Genomic DNA, 15,031 nt, shown 5'->3' with positions numbered 1-15,031 from the left:
CGATCGCACTGCGCTAAGAGTAGAATGGCGCAGCTTATGCATTGGGTTGCTGAATTAGAGATCGGCGCCTGTTTTTATTATCTATAATCTGGAGTATTACAATGTCTCTAAGTGTTGAAGCTAAAGCTCAAATCGTAGCTGATTTCGGTCGTGGTACTAACGACAGCGGTTCTACCGAAGTTCAGGTTGCCCTGCTGACTGCGCAGATCAACCATCTGCAAGGCCACTTCTCCGAGCACAAAAAAGATCACCACAGCCGTCGTGGTCTGCTACGTATGGTTTCTCAGCGTCGTAAGCTGCTGGACTACCTGAAGCGTAAAGATGTAGCACGTTACACCAGCCTGATCGAGCGTCTGGGTCTGCGTCGCTAATCTAGCAAGTTTCAGTGGAAAGGGGCCTATTTTGGCCCCTTTCTTCTAGGAAGCATAAGCAAATCAGGTTAATGTATTACTGATGTTTCCAAACAGGTTCTTCCGTTACAGAGGTTCGCGCGGCTAATGAGAGGCTTTATCTCCCGCCTGAGATAAGGATTGTCATTAGTCGCGAGGATGTAGTGAGAAGGCAAATCGAGTCACAGGCGTGTCGAGTCGTCAATGCGATTGCGCGCCGCTTATCAAGGATATAATTTTGCTGACACCGATCATTCGCAAATTCCAGTATGGCCAGCATACCGTCACCATCGAAACCGGTATGATGGCTCGTCAGGCCACCGCCGCCGTTATGGTGAGCATGGATGATACCGCCGTATTCGTTACCGTGGTTGGCCAGAAAAAAGCCAAGCCGGGCCAGAGCTTCTTCCCGCTGACCGTTAACTACCAAGAGCGTACCTACGCCGCCGGTCGTATCCCGGGCAGCTTCTTCCGTCGCGAAGGCCGTCCGAGCGAAGGCGAGACGCTGACTTCCCGTCTGATTGACCGCCCGATCCGCCCACTGTTCCCGGACAGCTTCCTGAACGAAGTTCAGGTGATCGCGACCGTGGTTTCCGTTAACCCGCAGGTGAACCCGGACATCGTTGCGATGATCGGTGCTTCCGCAGCCCTGAGCCTGTCCGGTATTCCGTTCAACGGCCCAATCGGCGCAGCGCGCGTGGGTTACATCAACGACCAGTACGTGCTGAACCCAACGACTGACGAACTGAAAGAAAGCCGTCTGGACCTGGTGGTTGCCGGTACCGCAGGTGCGGTGCTGATGGTTGAATCCGAAGCGGACGTGCTGAGCGAAGACCAGATGCTGGGCGCCGTGGTGTTCGGCCACGACCAGCAGCAAGTGGTTATCGAAAACATCAACGCGCTGGTTGCCGAAGCCGGCAAGCCGAAGTGGGATTGGCAGGCGCCTGCGGTCAACGAAGCGCTGCACGCGCGCGTGGCTGAACTGGCCGAAGCTCGCCTGGGCGACGCTTACCACATCACCGAAAAACAAGAGCGCTACGCTCAGGTTGACGCGATCAAAGACAGCGTCGTTGAAACCCTGCTGGCGCAGGACGAGACTCTGGATGCCTCTGAAATTCAAGACATCCTGGGCAACGTCGAGAAAAACGTGGTGCGCAGCCGCGTACTGCGTGGCGAGCCGCGTATCGACGGCCGTGAAAAAGACATGATCCGTGGCCTGGATGTGCGCACCGGCGTACTGCCGCGCACCCACGGTTCCGCGCTGTTCACCCGTGGCGAAACTCAGGCGCTGGTTACCGCGACCCTGGGCACCGCGCGCGACGCACAGAACCTGGACGAGCTGATGGGCGAAAAGACCGACAGCTTCCTGTTCCACTACAACTTCCCTCCGTACTCCGTGGGCGAAACCGGCATGGTCGGTTCACCTAAGCGTCGTGAAATCGGTCACGGTCGCCTGGCGAAACGCGGCGTATTGGCTATGATGCCTAAACCAGAAGATTTCCCGTACACCGTTCGCGTGGTGTCTGAAATCACCGAATCCAACGGTTCTTCTTCCATGGCTTCTGTGTGCGGTGCGTCTCTGGCGCTGATGGACGCCGGTGTGCCAATCAAGGCTGCCGTTGCGGGTATCGCGATGGGCCTGGTGAAAGAAGCCGATAACTTTGTGGTTCTGTCCGACATTCTGGGTGACGAAGATCACCTGGGCGACATGGACTTCAAAGTGGCCGGTAGCCGCGACGGTATCACCGCGCTGCAGATGGACATCAAAATCGAAGGCATCACCCGCGAAATCATGCAGGTGGCTCTGAACCAGGCCAAGGGCGCACGTTTGCACATCCTGGGCGTGATGGAACAGGCTATCAGCACCCCGCGCGGCGATATCTCCGAATTCGCACCGCGTATTCATACTATCCGCATCAACCCGGATAAAATCAAAGACGTGATCGGTAAGGGCGGTTCCGTTATCCGCGCACTGACCGAAGAGACTGGCACTACCATCGAAATCGAAGATGATGGTACAGTTAAAATCGCTGCGACCGACGGTGAGAAAGCGAAATTCGCTATCCGTCGTATCGAAGAGATCACGGCAGAGATCGAAGTGGGCCGTATCTACCAGGGTAAAGTGACCCGTATCGTTGATTTCGGCGCGTTCGTCGCTATCGGCGGTGGTAAAGAAGGTCTGGTACACATTTCTCAGATCGCCGACAAGCGCGTCGAGAAAGTGACCGACTATCTGCAGATGGGTCAGGAAGTGCCGGTTAAGGTGCTGGAAGTTGACCGTCAGGGCCGCGTGCGTCTGAGCATCAAAGAAGCGATGGCGCCGGAAGCGGGTTCACCTGCGCCTGAAGCAGAATAACTGTATAGATAGTTTTACAGCTCCCCGCCATGGGGTTGGGAGCTGTTCGTATCGCGCGGGTAGGATGCCCGCGTATTAGCAAACGGAGGACAGGACGTTCATCCAATGTTTGTCTTCGGGAGTGGGAAATGAAGCCTTTCTTGCGCTGGTGTTACGTTGCGACAGCACTCATGCTGGCAGGATGCAGCAACCATGATTGGCGTAAAGACGAAGTTTTGGCAATCCCGTTGCAGCCAACGTTGCAGCAGGAAGTGATCCTGGCGCGCATGGAACAAATTCTTGCCAGCCGGGCACTGACGGACGACGAACGCGCACAGCTTTTATATGAGCGCGGTGTGCTGTATGATAGCCTCGGGTTACGTGCATTAGCGCGCAATGATTTCTCGCAGGCGCTGGCGATACGTCCCGACATGCCGGAAGTTTTCAACTACCTGGGCATTTACTTAACGCAGGCAGGCAATTTTGATGCTGCCTATGAAGCGTTTGATTCTGTACTAGAGCTTGATCCAACTTACAATTACGCGCGTTTAAACCGGGGCATCGCACTGTATTATGGCGGCCGCTTCCCGTTGGCGCAGGATGATCTGCAGGCGTTTTATCAAGACGACCCAAACGATCCCTTCCGTTCGTTATGGCTGTATCTGGTGGAGCGAGAAATCGATCCCAAGAAGGCCGAGGTAGCGCTTCAGCAGCGCTATGACAAAGCGGACAGAGGGCAATGGGGATGGAATATTGTCGAATTCTACCTGGGCAAGATCAGCGAAAAAACGCTGATGGAACGCCTCAAGGCAGATGCAACGGATAACACTTCGCTCGCTGAGCATCTCAGTGAAACTGACTTCTATTTGGGTAAACACTACCTGAGTCTGGGGGACAAGGACACCGCTTCGGCGCTGTTCAAACTGACGGTGTCTAACAACGTTCACAACTTCGTTGAGCACCGCTATGCATTGTTGGAATTGGCGCTTTTGGGCCAAGAGCAAGACGACCTATCGGAATCGGACCAGCAATAGCTGACGAACACCTATCAGCCTGATGGACATTGGTTTTTAACCAAAGTTATCGCCTTCACGGGCGAGGGCTTTTTTGTTCGTTTTATAATCTAATTTGAGCCGGTTCACACTTTTCAATGAAAATGACTGAAAATTTTCTCGACGAGTTATGTAGACTGGCTGCCATTATTAATGAGGCACGTGTACATGACGACTGAGTTTGAAACCTCTTTTGCTGATCTGGGGCTGTCTGCTCCAATCATTTCCGCCCTGAACGATCTGGGCTATGAAAAACCATCTCCGATCCAGGCTGAGTGTATTCCTCACCTGTTGAACGGCCGCGACGTGCTGGGCATGGCACAGACCGGTAGTGGTAAAACTGCAGCGTTCTCGCTGCCGCTGCTGCACAACCTGCAGGCAGACCTGAAAGCACCTCAGATCCTGGTGCTGGCACCGACCCGCGAACTGGCGGTTCAGGTTGCCGAAGCGATGACCGATTTCTCCAAACACATGAACGGCGTCAACGTGGTAGCCCTGTACGGCGGCCAGCGTTACGACGTGCAGCTGCGCGCTCTGCGCCAGGGCCCGCAAATCGTTGTGGGTACCCCAGGCCGCCTGCTGGACCACCTGAAGCGCGGCACCCTGAACCTCTCTAACCTGAGCGGTCTGGTGCTGGATGAAGCCGACGAAATGCTGCGCATGGGCTTTATCGAAGACGTAGAAACCATCATGGCTGAGATCCCGGCTGAACATCAGACCGCGCTGTTCTCCGCCACCATGCCGGAAGCGATCCGTCGCATCACCCGCCGCTTCATGAAAGAGCCGCAGGAAGTGCGCATCCAGTCCAGCGTGACCACCCGTCCGGACATCAGCCAGAGCTACTGGTCGGTCTACGGCATGCGTAAAAACGAAGCGCTGGTGCGTTTCCTGGAAGCTGAAGACTTTGACGCGGCGATCATCTTCGTCCGTACCAAGAACGCGACCCTGGAAGTGGCCGAAGCACTGGAGCGCAGCGGTTACAGCAGCGCTGCGCTGAACGGCGACATGAACCAGGCGCTGCGTGAGCAGACCCTGGAGCGCCTGAAAGACGGTCGTCTGGATATCCTGATCGCGACCGACGTTGCGGCCCGTGGCCTGGACGTTGAGCGCATCAGCCTGGTTGTCAACTATGACATCCCGATGGACTCCGAGTCTTACGTTCACCGTATCGGCCGTACCGGTCGTGCGGGCCGTGCCGGCCGCGCGCTGCTGTTCGTGGAAAACCGCGAACGCCGCCTGCTGCGCAACATTGAACGCACCATGAAGCTGACCATCCCGGAAGTGGAACTGCCGAACGCAGAACTGCTGGGCGAGCGTCGTCTGGCCAAGTTTGCCGCAAAAGTTCAGCAGCAGCTGGAAAGCAGCGATCTGGATCTGTACCGCGCACTGCTGACCAAACTGCAGCCGGAAGAAGAGCTGGATATGGAAACCCTGGCCGCAGCGCTGCTGAAAATGGCACAGGGAGAACGTCCGCTGATCCTGCCGCCGGATCCGGTCTTCAAGCCGCGTCAGCGCCGCGAGTTCAACGACCGTGACGATCGTCGCGGTGATCGTGGCGACCGTCGCGACAGCCGTGATAGCCGTGACGGCGACCGTCCGCGTCGCGAACGTCGTGACGTTGGCGAAATGCAGCTGTACCGCATCGAAGTGGGCCGTGACGATGGCGTAGAAGTCCGTCACATCGTTGGCGCTATCGCTAACGAAGGCGACATCAGCAGCCGTTACATCGGTAACATCAAGCTGTTTGCCTCCCACTCCACCATCGAGCTGCCAAAAGGCATGCCGGGCGAGATCCTGAATCACTTCACTCGCACCCGCATCCTGAACAAGCCGATGAACATGCAGCTGCTGGGCGATGCGCAGCCGTTCGAACGTCGCGAGCGTCGTGACGGTGGCAACGGTGGCGAGCGTCGTGGTAACGGTCGTCCGTTCAACGGCGAACGTCGCGAAGGCGGCCCACGTCGTTCCTTCGGTGAACGTCGTGAAGGCGGCAACGGCGGCGAGCGTCGTGGCGGTAACTTCAACCGTGACGGTAAGCCGGCGCCACGCCGTGATGACGCAGCACCTGCTGCACCACGTCGTCGTTTCGGCGACGCGTAATCGCTGATTCACCGTTCGCGGTGAATCGCTCTGAAAAACCAGCCTGCGGGCTGGTTTTTTTATGCCTGAAAGTTGCCGTCAAACGTCCCTGAATGGCGTATCATTCATAAGGTTTTTTCTTACGGATGATATGCACGGGAGATGCCATGAGTTGGCAGCAGTTCAAATCTCAATACCTGGTGCGCTTTTGGGCGCCGCTGCCGGCGGTGATCGCCGCCGGGATCCTTTCTACCTACTACTTTGGCATGACCGGCACTTTCTGGGCGGTGACCGGCGAGTTCACCCGCTGGGGCGGCCATGTGCTGCAGTGGTTCGGCCTGCACCCCGAGCAGTGGGGCTATTTCAAGGTTATCGGCCTGCAGGGCACGCCGCTGGAGCGTATCGACGGGCGCATGATCATCGGCATGTTCGCCGGCTGCATCGCCGCCGCGCTGTGGGCCAACAACATCAAGCTACGCCAGCCGCAGCACCGCATTCGCATCGTGCAGGCGCTGCTGGGCGGCATTATCGCCGGCTTCGGCGCGCGCCTGGCGATGGGCTGTAACCTGGCGGCGTTCTTCACCGGTATTCCTCAGTTTTCGCTGCACGCTTGGTTCTTCGCGCTGGCGACCGCCGTGGGTTCTTACTTCGGCGCCAAATTCACGCTGCTGCCGATGTTCCGCATCCCGGTAAAATTGCAAAAGGTGAAGGCCGCCGCGCCGCTGACGCAGAAACCTGAGCAGGCGCGCCGCCGCTTCCGGCTGGGCATGGCCGTCTTCGGCCTGACGGTGGCCTGGTCGCTGTGGACGCTGTTCGATGCGCCGAAGCTCGGCATCGCCATGCTGTTCGGCATCGGCTTCGGTCTGCTGATCGAGCGTGCGCAGATCTGCTTCACTTCGGCGTTCCGCGATTTGTGGATCACCGGCCGCACCCACATGGCGAAAGCCATCATCATCGGCATGGCGGTGAGCGCCATCGGCATCTTCAGCTACGTGCAGCTTGGCGTGGCGCCGAAGATCATGTGGGCCGGCCCGAATGCGGTGCTGGGCGGCTTGCTGTTCGGCTTCGGCATCGTGCTGGCCGGCGGTTGCGAGACCGGCTGGATGTACCGCGCGGTGGAAGGGCAGGTGCACTACTGGTGGGTGGGGCTGGGCAACATCATCGGCGCCACGCTGCTGGCCTATTACTGGGACGATCTGGCGCCGGCGCTGGCGACCGACTACGACAAGATCAACCTGCTCGACACCTTCGGCCCAATTGGTGGCCTGCTGGTGACCTATCTGCTGCTGGCGCTGGCCTTCGCCGCCATGCTGTGGTGGGAGAAACGCTTTTTCCGCGCCCGGCCTGAGGCGCAGGTGGTGAATTTGAGGAGCCTGCCATGAAAGAGATGACGATAGTGCCGGACTACCGGCTGGACATGCTGGGTGAGCCTTGCCCGTACCCGGCGGTGGCGACGCTGGAGGCGATGCCGCAGCTGAAGCCGGGGGAAATCCTGGAGGTGATCAGCGATTGCCCGCAGTCGATCAACAACATTCCGCTCGACGCGCGCAACCACGGCTACAAGGTGCTGGATATCCAGCAGGACGGGCCGACCATCCGCTATCTGATCCAGCGTTAACGCCGAGGCGGTGGGGTTCCCCACCGCCTTTTCGCGTTTTATCCCTTCACGACGTCGCCTTGCACCCCGGCGACAATCTCGAACGAACGCAGCCGCGCCTGGTGATCGAAGATCTGGCCGTTGACCATGATCTCGTCGGCATCGGTTTCACGCAGCAGCGTTTGCAGCCCGTGGCGCACCGTTTTTTCATCGCCGACGATCGACATCCGCAGCGCCTGCTCGACGCCATATTGCTCGCCGGCGGTCCACAGCGCGTGGATGTTATCCACCGGCGGCGGCAGCGGGCCGGGCGAACCGCGGCGCAGATTGATGAACTGCTGCTGCATCGAACTGAACAGGAAGCGCGCGTCGCTATCGCTGTCGGCGGCGACGACGTTGACGCACACCATGGCGTGCGGCTGCGCCAGCTGTTTGGACGGTTTGAAGTTCTCGCGGTACAGCTGCAGCGCCTGGAACAGCATATCCGGGGCGAAGTGCGAGGCGAAGGCGAACGGCAGGCCGAGTTGCGCCGCCAGCTGTGCGCTGTAGAGGCTGGAACCCAGCAGCCAGAGCGGCACGTGCAGCCCCTGGCCCGGCACCGCCTGCACCGGCTGGCCGGGCTGCGCGTCGCAGAAGTAATTTTGCAGCTCCTGCACGTCGCGCGGGAAGGTATCCACATTGCCGGACAGGTGGCGGCGCAGCGCCATCATGGTGCGCTGATCGGTGCCGGGCGCGCGGCCAAGCCCCAGATCGATGCGCCCCGGATAGAGCGACTCCAGCGTGCCGAACTGTTCGGCGATCACCAGCGGCGCATGGTTCGGCAGCATCACGCCGCCGGAGCCGAGGCGAATGCTCTGGGTGCCGGCGGCCAGATAGCCCAGCAGCACCGAGGTGGCGGCGCTGCCGATGCCGGTCATGTTGTGGTGCTCGGCCAGCCAGTAGCGCCGGTAGCCCCAGCGTTCGGCGTGCTGCGCCAAATCCAGCGAACAGTGGAAAGCGTCGCGCGCCTTGGCCCCTTGCGGGATTGGCGATAAATCCAGTACCGAAAGCGGTACGGCAGTGTGTTCAATCATGACATCGTCCATCAGAGAGTGGATCGCTTAAAGGGCGATTGCAGGAGTCTGCATACTAAAAGGCCGAAAAAAAGATGCTTTTTAGTGTTAAAAGCATAATCCAATTTATAGTTATAAAAGAGGAGATATGTGCTTGTGATATCCTCATGAGTGCAATGGTGTTTTTTGGAGCAATTTGAGACATGGAAATGATTATCCCCGCCCGCCGCTTACCGTTCCGGGAGCTGACATAATGAAAAAAAAGACGCTGTTTACCCTGTTGCTGATGTTGGCGGCGATCGCATTGGCGATCCTGTTCCGCGCGCACAATCAGGATCTGTTGCTGCAGGGTGAAGTGGATGCCCCCGAAGTGATCGTCGCATCCAAGGCGAAAGGCCGGGTCGTTGAACGCCTGATCGAACGCGGCGACGACGTGAAAAGCGGCCAGCTGATCATTCAACTCGACAGCCCCGAACTGATGGCGCAACTGCGTTCCGCACAGGCGACGCGCGACGAGGCCAAGGCGCAGCTCGAGCTGTCGCTGCACGGCACCCGTGAAGAGAGCATCCGCAACCTGCGCGCCAACCTGGCGCAGGCCGAGGCGCAGTACCGCAATGCGCAAAACGACTACAACCGCAACCTGAGCGTGGCCGGCAAAGGCTATATCTCGAAGTCCGAGCTGGACGCTTCGCGCCGGTCGCGCGACACCGCCTTCCAGCAGGTGCAGGCGGCCAAAGCCAACCTGGATGAAGGCATCAACGGCGACCGTGTCGAGCAGAGGCAGCAATATGCGGCGGCGCTGCGGGCGGCGGAAGAGAATCTGCTGCAGATCCAGGCGCAGAGCGACGATCTGCAGGTGAAAGCGCCGGTAGACGGCGAAGTGGGGCCGATCCCGGCCGAAGTGGGCGAATTGCTGAACGCCGGCAGCCCGCTGGTGACGTTGATCCGGGTGCCGGACGCCTACTTCGTGTTTAACCTGCGCGAAGACATCCTGGCCCACGTGCGCAAAGGCGACAAGGTCAAACTGCGGGTGCCGGCGCTGAAGGACAAAATGATCGACACCGAAGTGCGCTACATCGCGCCGCTGGGGGATTACGCCACCAAACGCGCCACCCGCGCCACCGGCGACTTCGACCTGAAAACCTTCGAAGTGCGCCTGTATCCGTCACAGCCGGTGGACGGCCTGCGTCCGGGGATGAGCACCTTATGGCAATGGAAAGAGTAAGGGCCGGCTGGCGCTGCTTCAGTCACGCGTTCGACAAAGAGTGTCGCGTCGCCTTTCGCAGCCCGGTGGTGCACTGGCTGAGCTGGATCTTTCCGCTGATCCTGTTTGTGCTGATCAGCAGCAACTTCTCCGAAGGCACGCTGCTCGATCTGCCGGTCTCGGTGGTGGACAGCGATCACAGCCCGCTGTCCAAATCGCTGACGCGTCGGCTGGACGCCGGTTCGCACGCCCACGTTGAGGCTTACGGCGGTGGGTTACCGGAGTCGCTGAGCCGCCTGCGCAGCGCGCAGGATTACGCGTTGCTGTATATCCCGCCGGACCTTGAGGCCAACGCGCTGTCGGGCAAACAGCCGAGCGTGGTGATGTACTACAATGCGTTGTTCTACGGCGCCGGGCTGTACTCCACCCAGGATTTTGGCGGCCTGATGAACGAAATCAACGCCAACACCCGCAGCATCATCGCCACCGAGATGGGCAAAACGCTGCCGCCGTTGGCGGACGTGACGCTCTCCTACGGCAGCCTGTTCAACGCCAGCGGCAGCTATATCTATTACCAGCAGTTCGCCGCCACCATCCATCTGCTGCAACTGTTCGCGGTGACCTGCATGATCTACGTGCTGGCGCGCAGCAAGTCGCTGCTGCAGGCCAAGCCGTTCAGCCTGGCGCTGCTCGGCAAGCTGGCGCCGTACACGCTGTGTTTCACCACCCTGCTGATGGTCGAGATCGCGGCGCTGGTGGGCATCTTTGACGCCCGCGTCAGCGGCAATCCACTGTTTATGCTGTTGATCGGTCTGTTCTACGTGATGGCGGCGCAGAGCATCGGCCTGCTGCTGTACACCTTTACCGGCAGTACCATCACCGCGTACAGCCTGATCGGTATTTTGGTCAGTATCGCGATGACCTTCTCCGGCATGGCGGTGCCTGAGCTGTCGATGCCGCTTCCGGCGCGCATCATTTCCAATGTCGAACCGCTGACCCACGCGCTGTACGCGATGTTCGACGTGTTCCTGCGGCAGGTGCACGCCAGCGCCATCTTCAGCGTGTGTGCGCTGTTGGCGGTTTACCCGCTGGTGGCCGCGCTGCTGGTGCGCAATCGTCTGCCGGCACGGCTGGCAAAAGAGGGGAACGCCGGATGAAGCTCTATTGGCAAACCTTCGTTAAGGTGCTGCTCGGCATGCTGGAGCGGCCGGTGTGGCTGATGCTGATCCTGTCGCTGTGCATCATGAGCATGGTGTACGCCAACCGCACGGTGTGGGATCTGCCGGTGGGGGTGGTCGATCAGGATCACAGCACCGCCAGCCGCCAGCTGATCCGCCAGCTGGACGCCACCTCCAAGATCGCGATTGAAACCTACGACAGTCTGGAGCAGGCGCAGCGCGATCTCAGCTGGCGCAAGCTGTTTGCGGTGATCATCATGCCGGTGGATCTGGAGAAGAAAATCCTCAGCGGGCAGAACATCGTGGTGCCGGTGTACGGCGACGCCACCAACCGCCTGGCCAACGGCCAGATCCAACAGGACGTGGTGGCGGCCTATCAGCAGCTGCTGACGGAGTACAACAACGGGCTGCTGCTGCGCAGCGGCTTCAGCGAACGGCAGGCGCAGATACTGCTGACGCCGATACTGGGGCAAACGCTGGACGTGTTTAACCCCGGCATCAGCTTTGCGGCGATCATCTTCCCCGGCCTGCTGGTGATGCTGTTGCAGCACTCGCTGCTGATCGCCTGTATCCGCGTCAACATCGCCATGAAGAGCATGCCCGGCGGCAAGGCGCCGCTGGCGGCGCACCTCGGCGGGCTGACGGCGCTGCTGCCGATCTGGCTGTTCCTGTCGATCGTGCTGTTCGTGCTGTGGCCGTGGGTATTGGGCTATCGGCAGACGGCGAACATCGCCGAACTGCTGCTGCTGACCTTCCCGTTCCTGCTGGCGGTACTGGGGCTGGGCAAGCTGGTGACCGAGTGCCTGCGCAGCGTCGAGATGATCTACCTGACGCTGGCGTTCATCACCACGCCGATCTTCTACCTGTCCGGCACCATCTGGCCGCTGCAGTCGATGCCGGCCTGGGTGCGCGCCATCTCGTACAGCATTCCCTCCACCTGGGGCACCAAGGCGATCGCCGGCGTCAACCAGATGGGGCTGTCGCTGAACGAAGTGTGGGGTGACGTGATGATGATGCTGGTGCTCGGCGTGGTCTACACCCTGCTGGGCTTCGGCGTCGGCTTCTTGCGCAACAGCGTGGCGCTGCGCGGGATGTTCAGGAAGCGACGGGCGTAACTAACGCCGCCGCGTTCAGCCTTGCGCGGCGGCGACTGACATCGTGCCAACCAGAGTGGCGATCTGCGCGATCTCCTGTGGCGACAGCGCGTTTTCTCCCAGCCTTCGCAATAGCGCCTCGCGCGCGACGGCGAAGGACAACGCCTGGCCGAGAACAGCGTGCGCGCGCAGGATATTCTCTTTCAGGTCAGGTTGGTCGCTGCGGATCGCCGTGACCAGTTCGCTCACGGTGTGATGCAGCGGTGAGAATAAACAGGTATGCAGGGCATCGAAATCGGCACTGGGCTGGAGCTGTTCTCGCGCCAACAACAGGCTGCTTGCCGCAGAGGTTTCCGAGCCCAGCAAGGCGGTGACGAAATCTTGCATCAATGTCCGTAATGCTTCCGCCGGCGTTTGCCCGGCGAGCAGGCGGCGCGGCAAGGCTAAATGGGCGACAATGCTACCGGCTACATGTTCCAGCACTGCCAGATAGACGCCCTCCTTGCCGCCAAAATGATAGGGAATGGCGGACTGATTCACCCCCGCCGCTTCGGCCAGTTGGCGGGTGCGCACGCCTTCGAGTCCATGTTTGCTGAACAGGCTCAAGCCTGCCCGGATAAGACGTTCCTGGGTTTCGCGGGTACGCTCATTGAGCCTGTCCTGATTCTGCATTGAAACATTGTCTCCTGATTATCGATGTGAGCCGCCTGCGAACATCAGCCGGGTTGAGTTCTCATTCAGTGCCACGCCGCCTGTTTCACCGACCAATACCGTACCGCCGAGGTTGGCCATATGCCTGCCGAAAGCACAGCTGGGTTCAAAAGCGAAGCACATGCCTGCTTGCAGCGGCAGTTCACGCCCCACGGTAGGCAAACGCCTGAGCTGCGCATAGCGGGCGGCTTCGGGGAGAGACTCGATGCCGGGCGCGGTGCCGAAACCGACCGGGCCATAGGGATTAAGGCTATGGATCAGCGGATGCACGTGCCAGCAGCCGGCGGCCAGCAACGGTTGCTCCATGGCGTCGACCACATCGCCGAAGGTGTTACCCGTTCGCAGCGCGCCTAATCCCGCCTCATAACTCGCTCTGGCGATCGCCGCAGCGTGCAGAATATCGGGGTGTACCTCGCCGATGGCGATAGCGGCCTGATGCTGGGTTTCCATCATACCGTACAGGGCGAAGATCTCCGACAACACCAAATCGCCTTCTTGCAGAACCCGTGGCGCCTGGGCGCGATATTGCCAGGCAGGTGGCCCCCAACCGACGTATTCGGGGCCGGATCCCAACAGCAGCTCTGCTGTATAACCGCCCATTGAGAAGCAGGTTGCCGTCACTGCTGCCACCAGATCGGCTTCGGAAACGCCGGGTCTGGCGGTGGCACGCAATGTTTCGCTCATGGTTTCGCCGATGTGTGCGGCATAGCGCACCAGCCGCAATTCCTCCTCGCTTTTTACCGAGGCGCGCCGGAAGAATTCGCGGTAGACCGGTATCCAATTGGCCGTTGGGAGCGCCTCCGTCAACCCCTGCAGCGTGCGAGCGGGCATGGCGCCGTCGAAGTAGAAGGGGGGATAGGGTTCCAGCCCGATGATGCCGATGCGGGTTCCCGCTAAACGGCGCTCGGCCAGCCAGGCGCCGACATCGCGACCGGTTTTACCGACGAACAGCTGTTCCGCGCCGATCCATTGCAGATCGCCGCGCAACGAGGCCTGCAAGTGGTCGGCGACCATCATCGAAGCGAAGGTGTAGATGCGCGGCGATTCATCGCCGACGAAAACGACGATCGAACCGGGACGGTCGTTGGTGAAGTAGCAATCTGGTGCGAAACCGGCTGGGGCGGCGGCTTCTCGGTCGCCGTATACGATCAGGGCCGCAAGGTCTTCCGTCTGCATAATGTCCCGCGCCAGCTGCCAGCGGCGGTCGCGCTCGGCCAGAGATAACGGTTCAGGGCGTGTCAGCATCTCGTTACTCCTCATCTCATTTATGGAATGTCACTCAAAAAATTAATTCATTCAAATGAATTAATCAAGGATTCACAGTGAACAAGACAGATAACGGTGCGTAATGTGTGGGATTGAAGGCGGCCAGGTGAGCCATGCTGCAGATAAAACAGGAGAAAACGTGCGGCGTAAACCGATACCGGCGGCAGAGCGCCGCCGGCGCTTACCTCGCTAAGACACCAACTCCAGCCCCGCCACGCGGCGCCAGTAGCCGTTGCAGTCGGCGTGGTCGGTCAAGGCCAGCGGCTGCTCGCCGCGTTCGTTGGCGCGGAAGGCATCGATTTGCGCCAGTGTCTCGGCACCCTGCGGCGACAGCCGCACGATGTCCACCAGTCCCTGCATGCTCGGGAGCTCGTTGCCGAGGTTGTAGCAGTAGCCGCTCATGGTCTGGATGCCGTTGAGCACGAACACCTGCTGCTGTTCCTGCGAGCGCATCATGCGGCCCTGCGGATACTTGATGCAGCAGGTTTCGCATTCGTCCTTGCCGCGGTTTTCCGAGCGGGCGGTGAAGCAGCGCGCCGAGTAGGCCAGCGGCAGGTGGCCGTAGCTCAGCACCTCCACCTCGAAATCGTGGCGGAAGCCCAGCTCGTCGCACTGTGCCAGCAGGTTGGCCAGCCAGTCGCGTGAAAGTTCGACCGGCATGCACCAGCGCATCATGCCCTGGCGGCGCAGCAGGCGCAGGGTATAGGCGTTGTAGCAGTTCAGCGCATGACCGGCGACGAACGGCAGGCCGCGTTCCGCCGCCATGTTCACCGCGCCCAGATCGTTGGCTTCAAACAGGAACTCTCCGTTCTCCACATAGCGTTTCAGCTCATTCAGCTCGGAGGGCGCCTGCAGCAGCGCCAGCGTGGAGATCACCACCTGCTTGCCGCTGCGGGCGATTTCGCGCGCCAGCGCCAGCCAATCGCCGACCTTCATCTCGCGCCGCTTGGTGCAGACGCTCTCGCCGAGATAAATAATGTCGGCGCTGCTCTCCGCCGCCTGTTGATAGAACGCCGCGATGTCGTTTTTTGGCCAGTAGTAGAGTACCGGCCCCAGTGCGTATTTCATGTTTCC

The 15,031-nt window shown here is 60.0% G+C and carries 14 protein-coding genes; 10 read left to right on the top strand and 4 right to left on the bottom strand.

What is annotated here, in order from left to right; genetic code table 11:
• Positions 1-101 precede the first annotated feature (101 nt).
• The 7 genes from rpsO (at position 102) to yedF (ending at position 7,473) form a co-directional block, all read left to right on the top strand.
• Complete coding sequence (rpsO, locus tag GF111_RS10800; RefSeq protein ID WP_004933502.1) at positions 102-371, top strand: 30S ribosomal protein S15; 270 nt, start codon at positions 102-104, stop codon at positions 369-371.
• 256 nt (positions 372-627) lie between these two features.
• The gene (gene pnp, locus GF111_RS10795; RefSeq protein ID WP_047729246.1) at positions 628-2,745 is read left to right on the top strand and encodes a polyribonucleotide nucleotidyltransferase; all 2,118 of its coding nucleotides are present in this window, start codon (positions 628-630) and stop codon (positions 2,743-2,745) included.
• A 128-nt stretch (positions 2,746-2,873) separates the two neighbouring features.
• On the top strand, positions 2,874-3,758 hold the full coding sequence (gene nlpI / locus GF111_RS10790; RefSeq protein ID WP_004933495.1) for a lipoprotein NlpI: 885 nt from the start codon (positions 2,874-2,876) through the stop codon (positions 3,756-3,758).
• 116 nt (positions 3,759-3,874) lie between these two features.
• Positions 3,875-3,955: a protein YrbN gene (gene yrbN / locus GF111_RS26745; RefSeq protein ID WP_099032700.1), complete on the top strand. Its 81-nt coding sequence runs from the start codon at positions 3,875-3,877 to the stop codon at positions 3,953-3,955.
• Positions 3,945-5,876 carry a DEAD/DEAH family ATP-dependent RNA helicase gene (locus GF111_RS10780; protein ID WP_038879128.1) on the top strand — a complete coding sequence of 644 codons (1,932 nt, stop codon included), beginning with the start codon at positions 3,945-3,947 and terminating at the stop codon, positions 5,874-5,876. The genes yrbN and GF111_RS10780 overlap by 11 nt, the downstream gene beginning before the upstream one ends.
• 146 nt (positions 5,877-6,022) lie before the next feature.
• Positions 6,023-7,237 carry a selenium metabolism membrane protein YedE/FdhT gene (gene yedE, locus GF111_RS10775; protein WP_102780061.1) on the top strand — a complete coding sequence of 405 codons (1,215 nt, stop codon included), beginning with the start codon at positions 6,023-6,025 and terminating at the stop codon, positions 7,235-7,237.
• Between the two features lie 5 nt (positions 7,238-7,242).
• Positions 7,243-7,473, top strand: a complete 231-nt coding sequence (yedF, locus tag GF111_RS10770) for a sulfurtransferase-like selenium metabolism protein YedF (protein WP_170310509.1) — start codon at positions 7,243-7,245, stop codon at positions 7,471-7,473.
• A 38-nt stretch (positions 7,474-7,511) separates the two neighbouring features.
• On the opposite strand, the gene GF111_RS10765 is transcribed toward yedF, so the two are convergent.
• Positions 7,512-8,525 (bottom strand): luciferase-like monooxygenase, encoded by a 1,014-nt coding sequence (locus GF111_RS10765; protein ID WP_186766891.1) that lies wholly within the window; start codon positions 8,523-8,525, stop codon positions 7,512-7,514.
• Between the two features lie 232 nt (positions 8,526-8,757).
• Between GF111_RS10765 and GF111_RS10760 the strand changes: the two genes are divergently transcribed.
• The 3 genes from GF111_RS10760 to GF111_RS10750 are packed head-to-tail and all read left to right on the top strand — an operon-like array spanning position 8,758 to position 12,001.
• Complete coding sequence (locus tag GF111_RS10760) at positions 8,758-9,729, top strand: HlyD family secretion protein (protein ID WP_033638900.1); 972 nt, start codon at positions 8,758-8,760, stop codon at positions 9,727-9,729.
• Positions 9,711-10,865 carry an ABC transporter permease gene (locus GF111_RS10755; protein WP_055317296.1) on the top strand — a complete coding sequence of 385 codons (1,155 nt, stop codon included), beginning with the start codon at positions 9,711-9,713 and terminating at the stop codon, positions 10,863-10,865. Before GF111_RS10760 ends, GF111_RS10755 begins: the two co-directional genes overlap by 19 nt.
• Entirely contained in the window at positions 10,862-12,001 is a 1,140-nt protein-coding gene (locus GF111_RS10750) for an ABC transporter permease (protein ID WP_033648660.1), read from the top strand. The genes GF111_RS10755 and GF111_RS10750 overlap by 4 nt, the downstream gene beginning before the upstream one ends.
• Positions 12,002-12,016: 15 nt before the next feature.
• Here GF111_RS10750 and GF111_RS10745 read toward each other — a convergent pair whose 3' ends face one another.
• The 3 genes from GF111_RS10745 to GF111_RS10735 all read right to left on the bottom strand — a co-directional run bounded on the left by GF111_RS10745 (position 12,017) and on the right by GF111_RS10735 (position 15,025).
• On the bottom strand, positions 12,017-12,652 hold the full coding sequence (locus GF111_RS10745; RefSeq protein WP_038879112.1) for a CerR family C-terminal domain-containing protein: 636 nt from the start codon (positions 12,650-12,652) through the stop codon (positions 12,017-12,019).
• Positions 12,653-12,670: 18 nt separating this feature from the next.
• Positions 12,671-13,936, bottom strand: a complete 1,266-nt coding sequence (locus GF111_RS10740; RefSeq protein ID WP_038879110.1) for a Xaa-Pro peptidase family protein — start codon at positions 13,934-13,936, stop codon at positions 12,671-12,673.
• 210 nt (positions 13,937-14,146) lie between these two features.
• Positions 14,147-15,025, bottom strand: coding sequence for a U32 family peptidase (locus GF111_RS10735; RefSeq protein ID WP_147191507.1), 879 nt, complete (start codon positions 15,023-15,025; stop codon positions 14,147-14,149).
• Positions 15,026-15,031 lie beyond the last annotated feature (6 nt).

Source organism: Serratia sp. HRI, from assembly GCF_010119335.3.
GTDB lineage: Bacteria > Pseudomonadota > Gammaproteobacteria > Enterobacterales > Enterobacteriaceae > Serratia > Serratia nevei.
Note: the sequence above shows the minus strand (reverse complement) of the source record. Positions and strands in the feature narration are given on the sequence as shown.

What these genes read in the sequence shown, in the direction of transcription:
- rpsO (WP_004933502.1), top strand. Translation starts at nt 102, where the DNA reads ATGTCTCTAAGTGTTGAAGCTAAAGCTCAAATCGTAGCTGATTTCGGT.
- nlpI (WP_004933495.1), top strand. Translation starts at nt 2,874, where the DNA reads ATGAAGCCTTTCTTGCGCTGGTGTTACGTTGCGACAGCACTCATGCTG.
- yrbN (WP_099032700.1), top strand. Translation starts at nt 3,875, where the DNA reads ATGAAAATGACTGAAAATTTTCTCGACGAGTTATGTAGACTGGCTGCC.
- GF111_RS10780 (WP_038879128.1), top strand. Translation starts at nt 3,945, where the DNA reads ATGACGACTGAGTTTGAAACCTCTTTTGCTGATCTGGGGCTGTCTGCT.
- yedE (WP_102780061.1), top strand. Translation starts at nt 6,023, where the DNA reads ATGAGTTGGCAGCAGTTCAAATCTCAATACCTGGTGCGCTTTTGGGCG.
- yedF (WP_170310509.1), top strand. Translation starts at nt 7,243, where the DNA reads ATGACGATAGTGCCGGACTACCGGCTGGACATGCTGGGTGAGCCTTGC.
- GF111_RS10765 (WP_186766891.1), bottom strand. Translation starts at nt 8,525, where the DNA reads ATGATTGAACACACTGCCGTACCGCTTTCGGTACTGGATTTATCGCCA.
- GF111_RS10760 (WP_033638900.1), top strand. Translation starts at nt 8,758, where the DNA reads ATGAAAAAAAAGACGCTGTTTACCCTGTTGCTGATGTTGGCGGCGATC.
- GF111_RS10755 (WP_055317296.1), top strand. Translation starts at nt 9,711, where the DNA reads ATGGCAATGGAAAGAGTAAGGGCCGGCTGGCGCTGCTTCAGTCACGCG.
- GF111_RS10750 (WP_033648660.1), top strand. Translation starts at nt 10,862, where the DNA reads ATGAAGCTCTATTGGCAAACCTTCGTTAAGGTGCTGCTCGGCATGCTG.
- GF111_RS10745 (WP_038879112.1), bottom strand. Translation starts at nt 12,652, where the DNA reads ATGCAGAATCAGGACAGGCTCAATGAGCGTACCCGCGAAACCCAGGAA.
- GF111_RS10740 (WP_038879110.1), bottom strand. Translation starts at nt 13,936, where the DNA reads ATGCTGACACGCCCTGAACCGTTATCTCTGGCCGAGCGCGACCGCCGC.
- GF111_RS10735 (WP_147191507.1), bottom strand. Translation starts at nt 15,025, where the DNA reads ATGAAATACGCACTGGGGCCGGTACTCTACTACTGGCCAAAAAACGAC.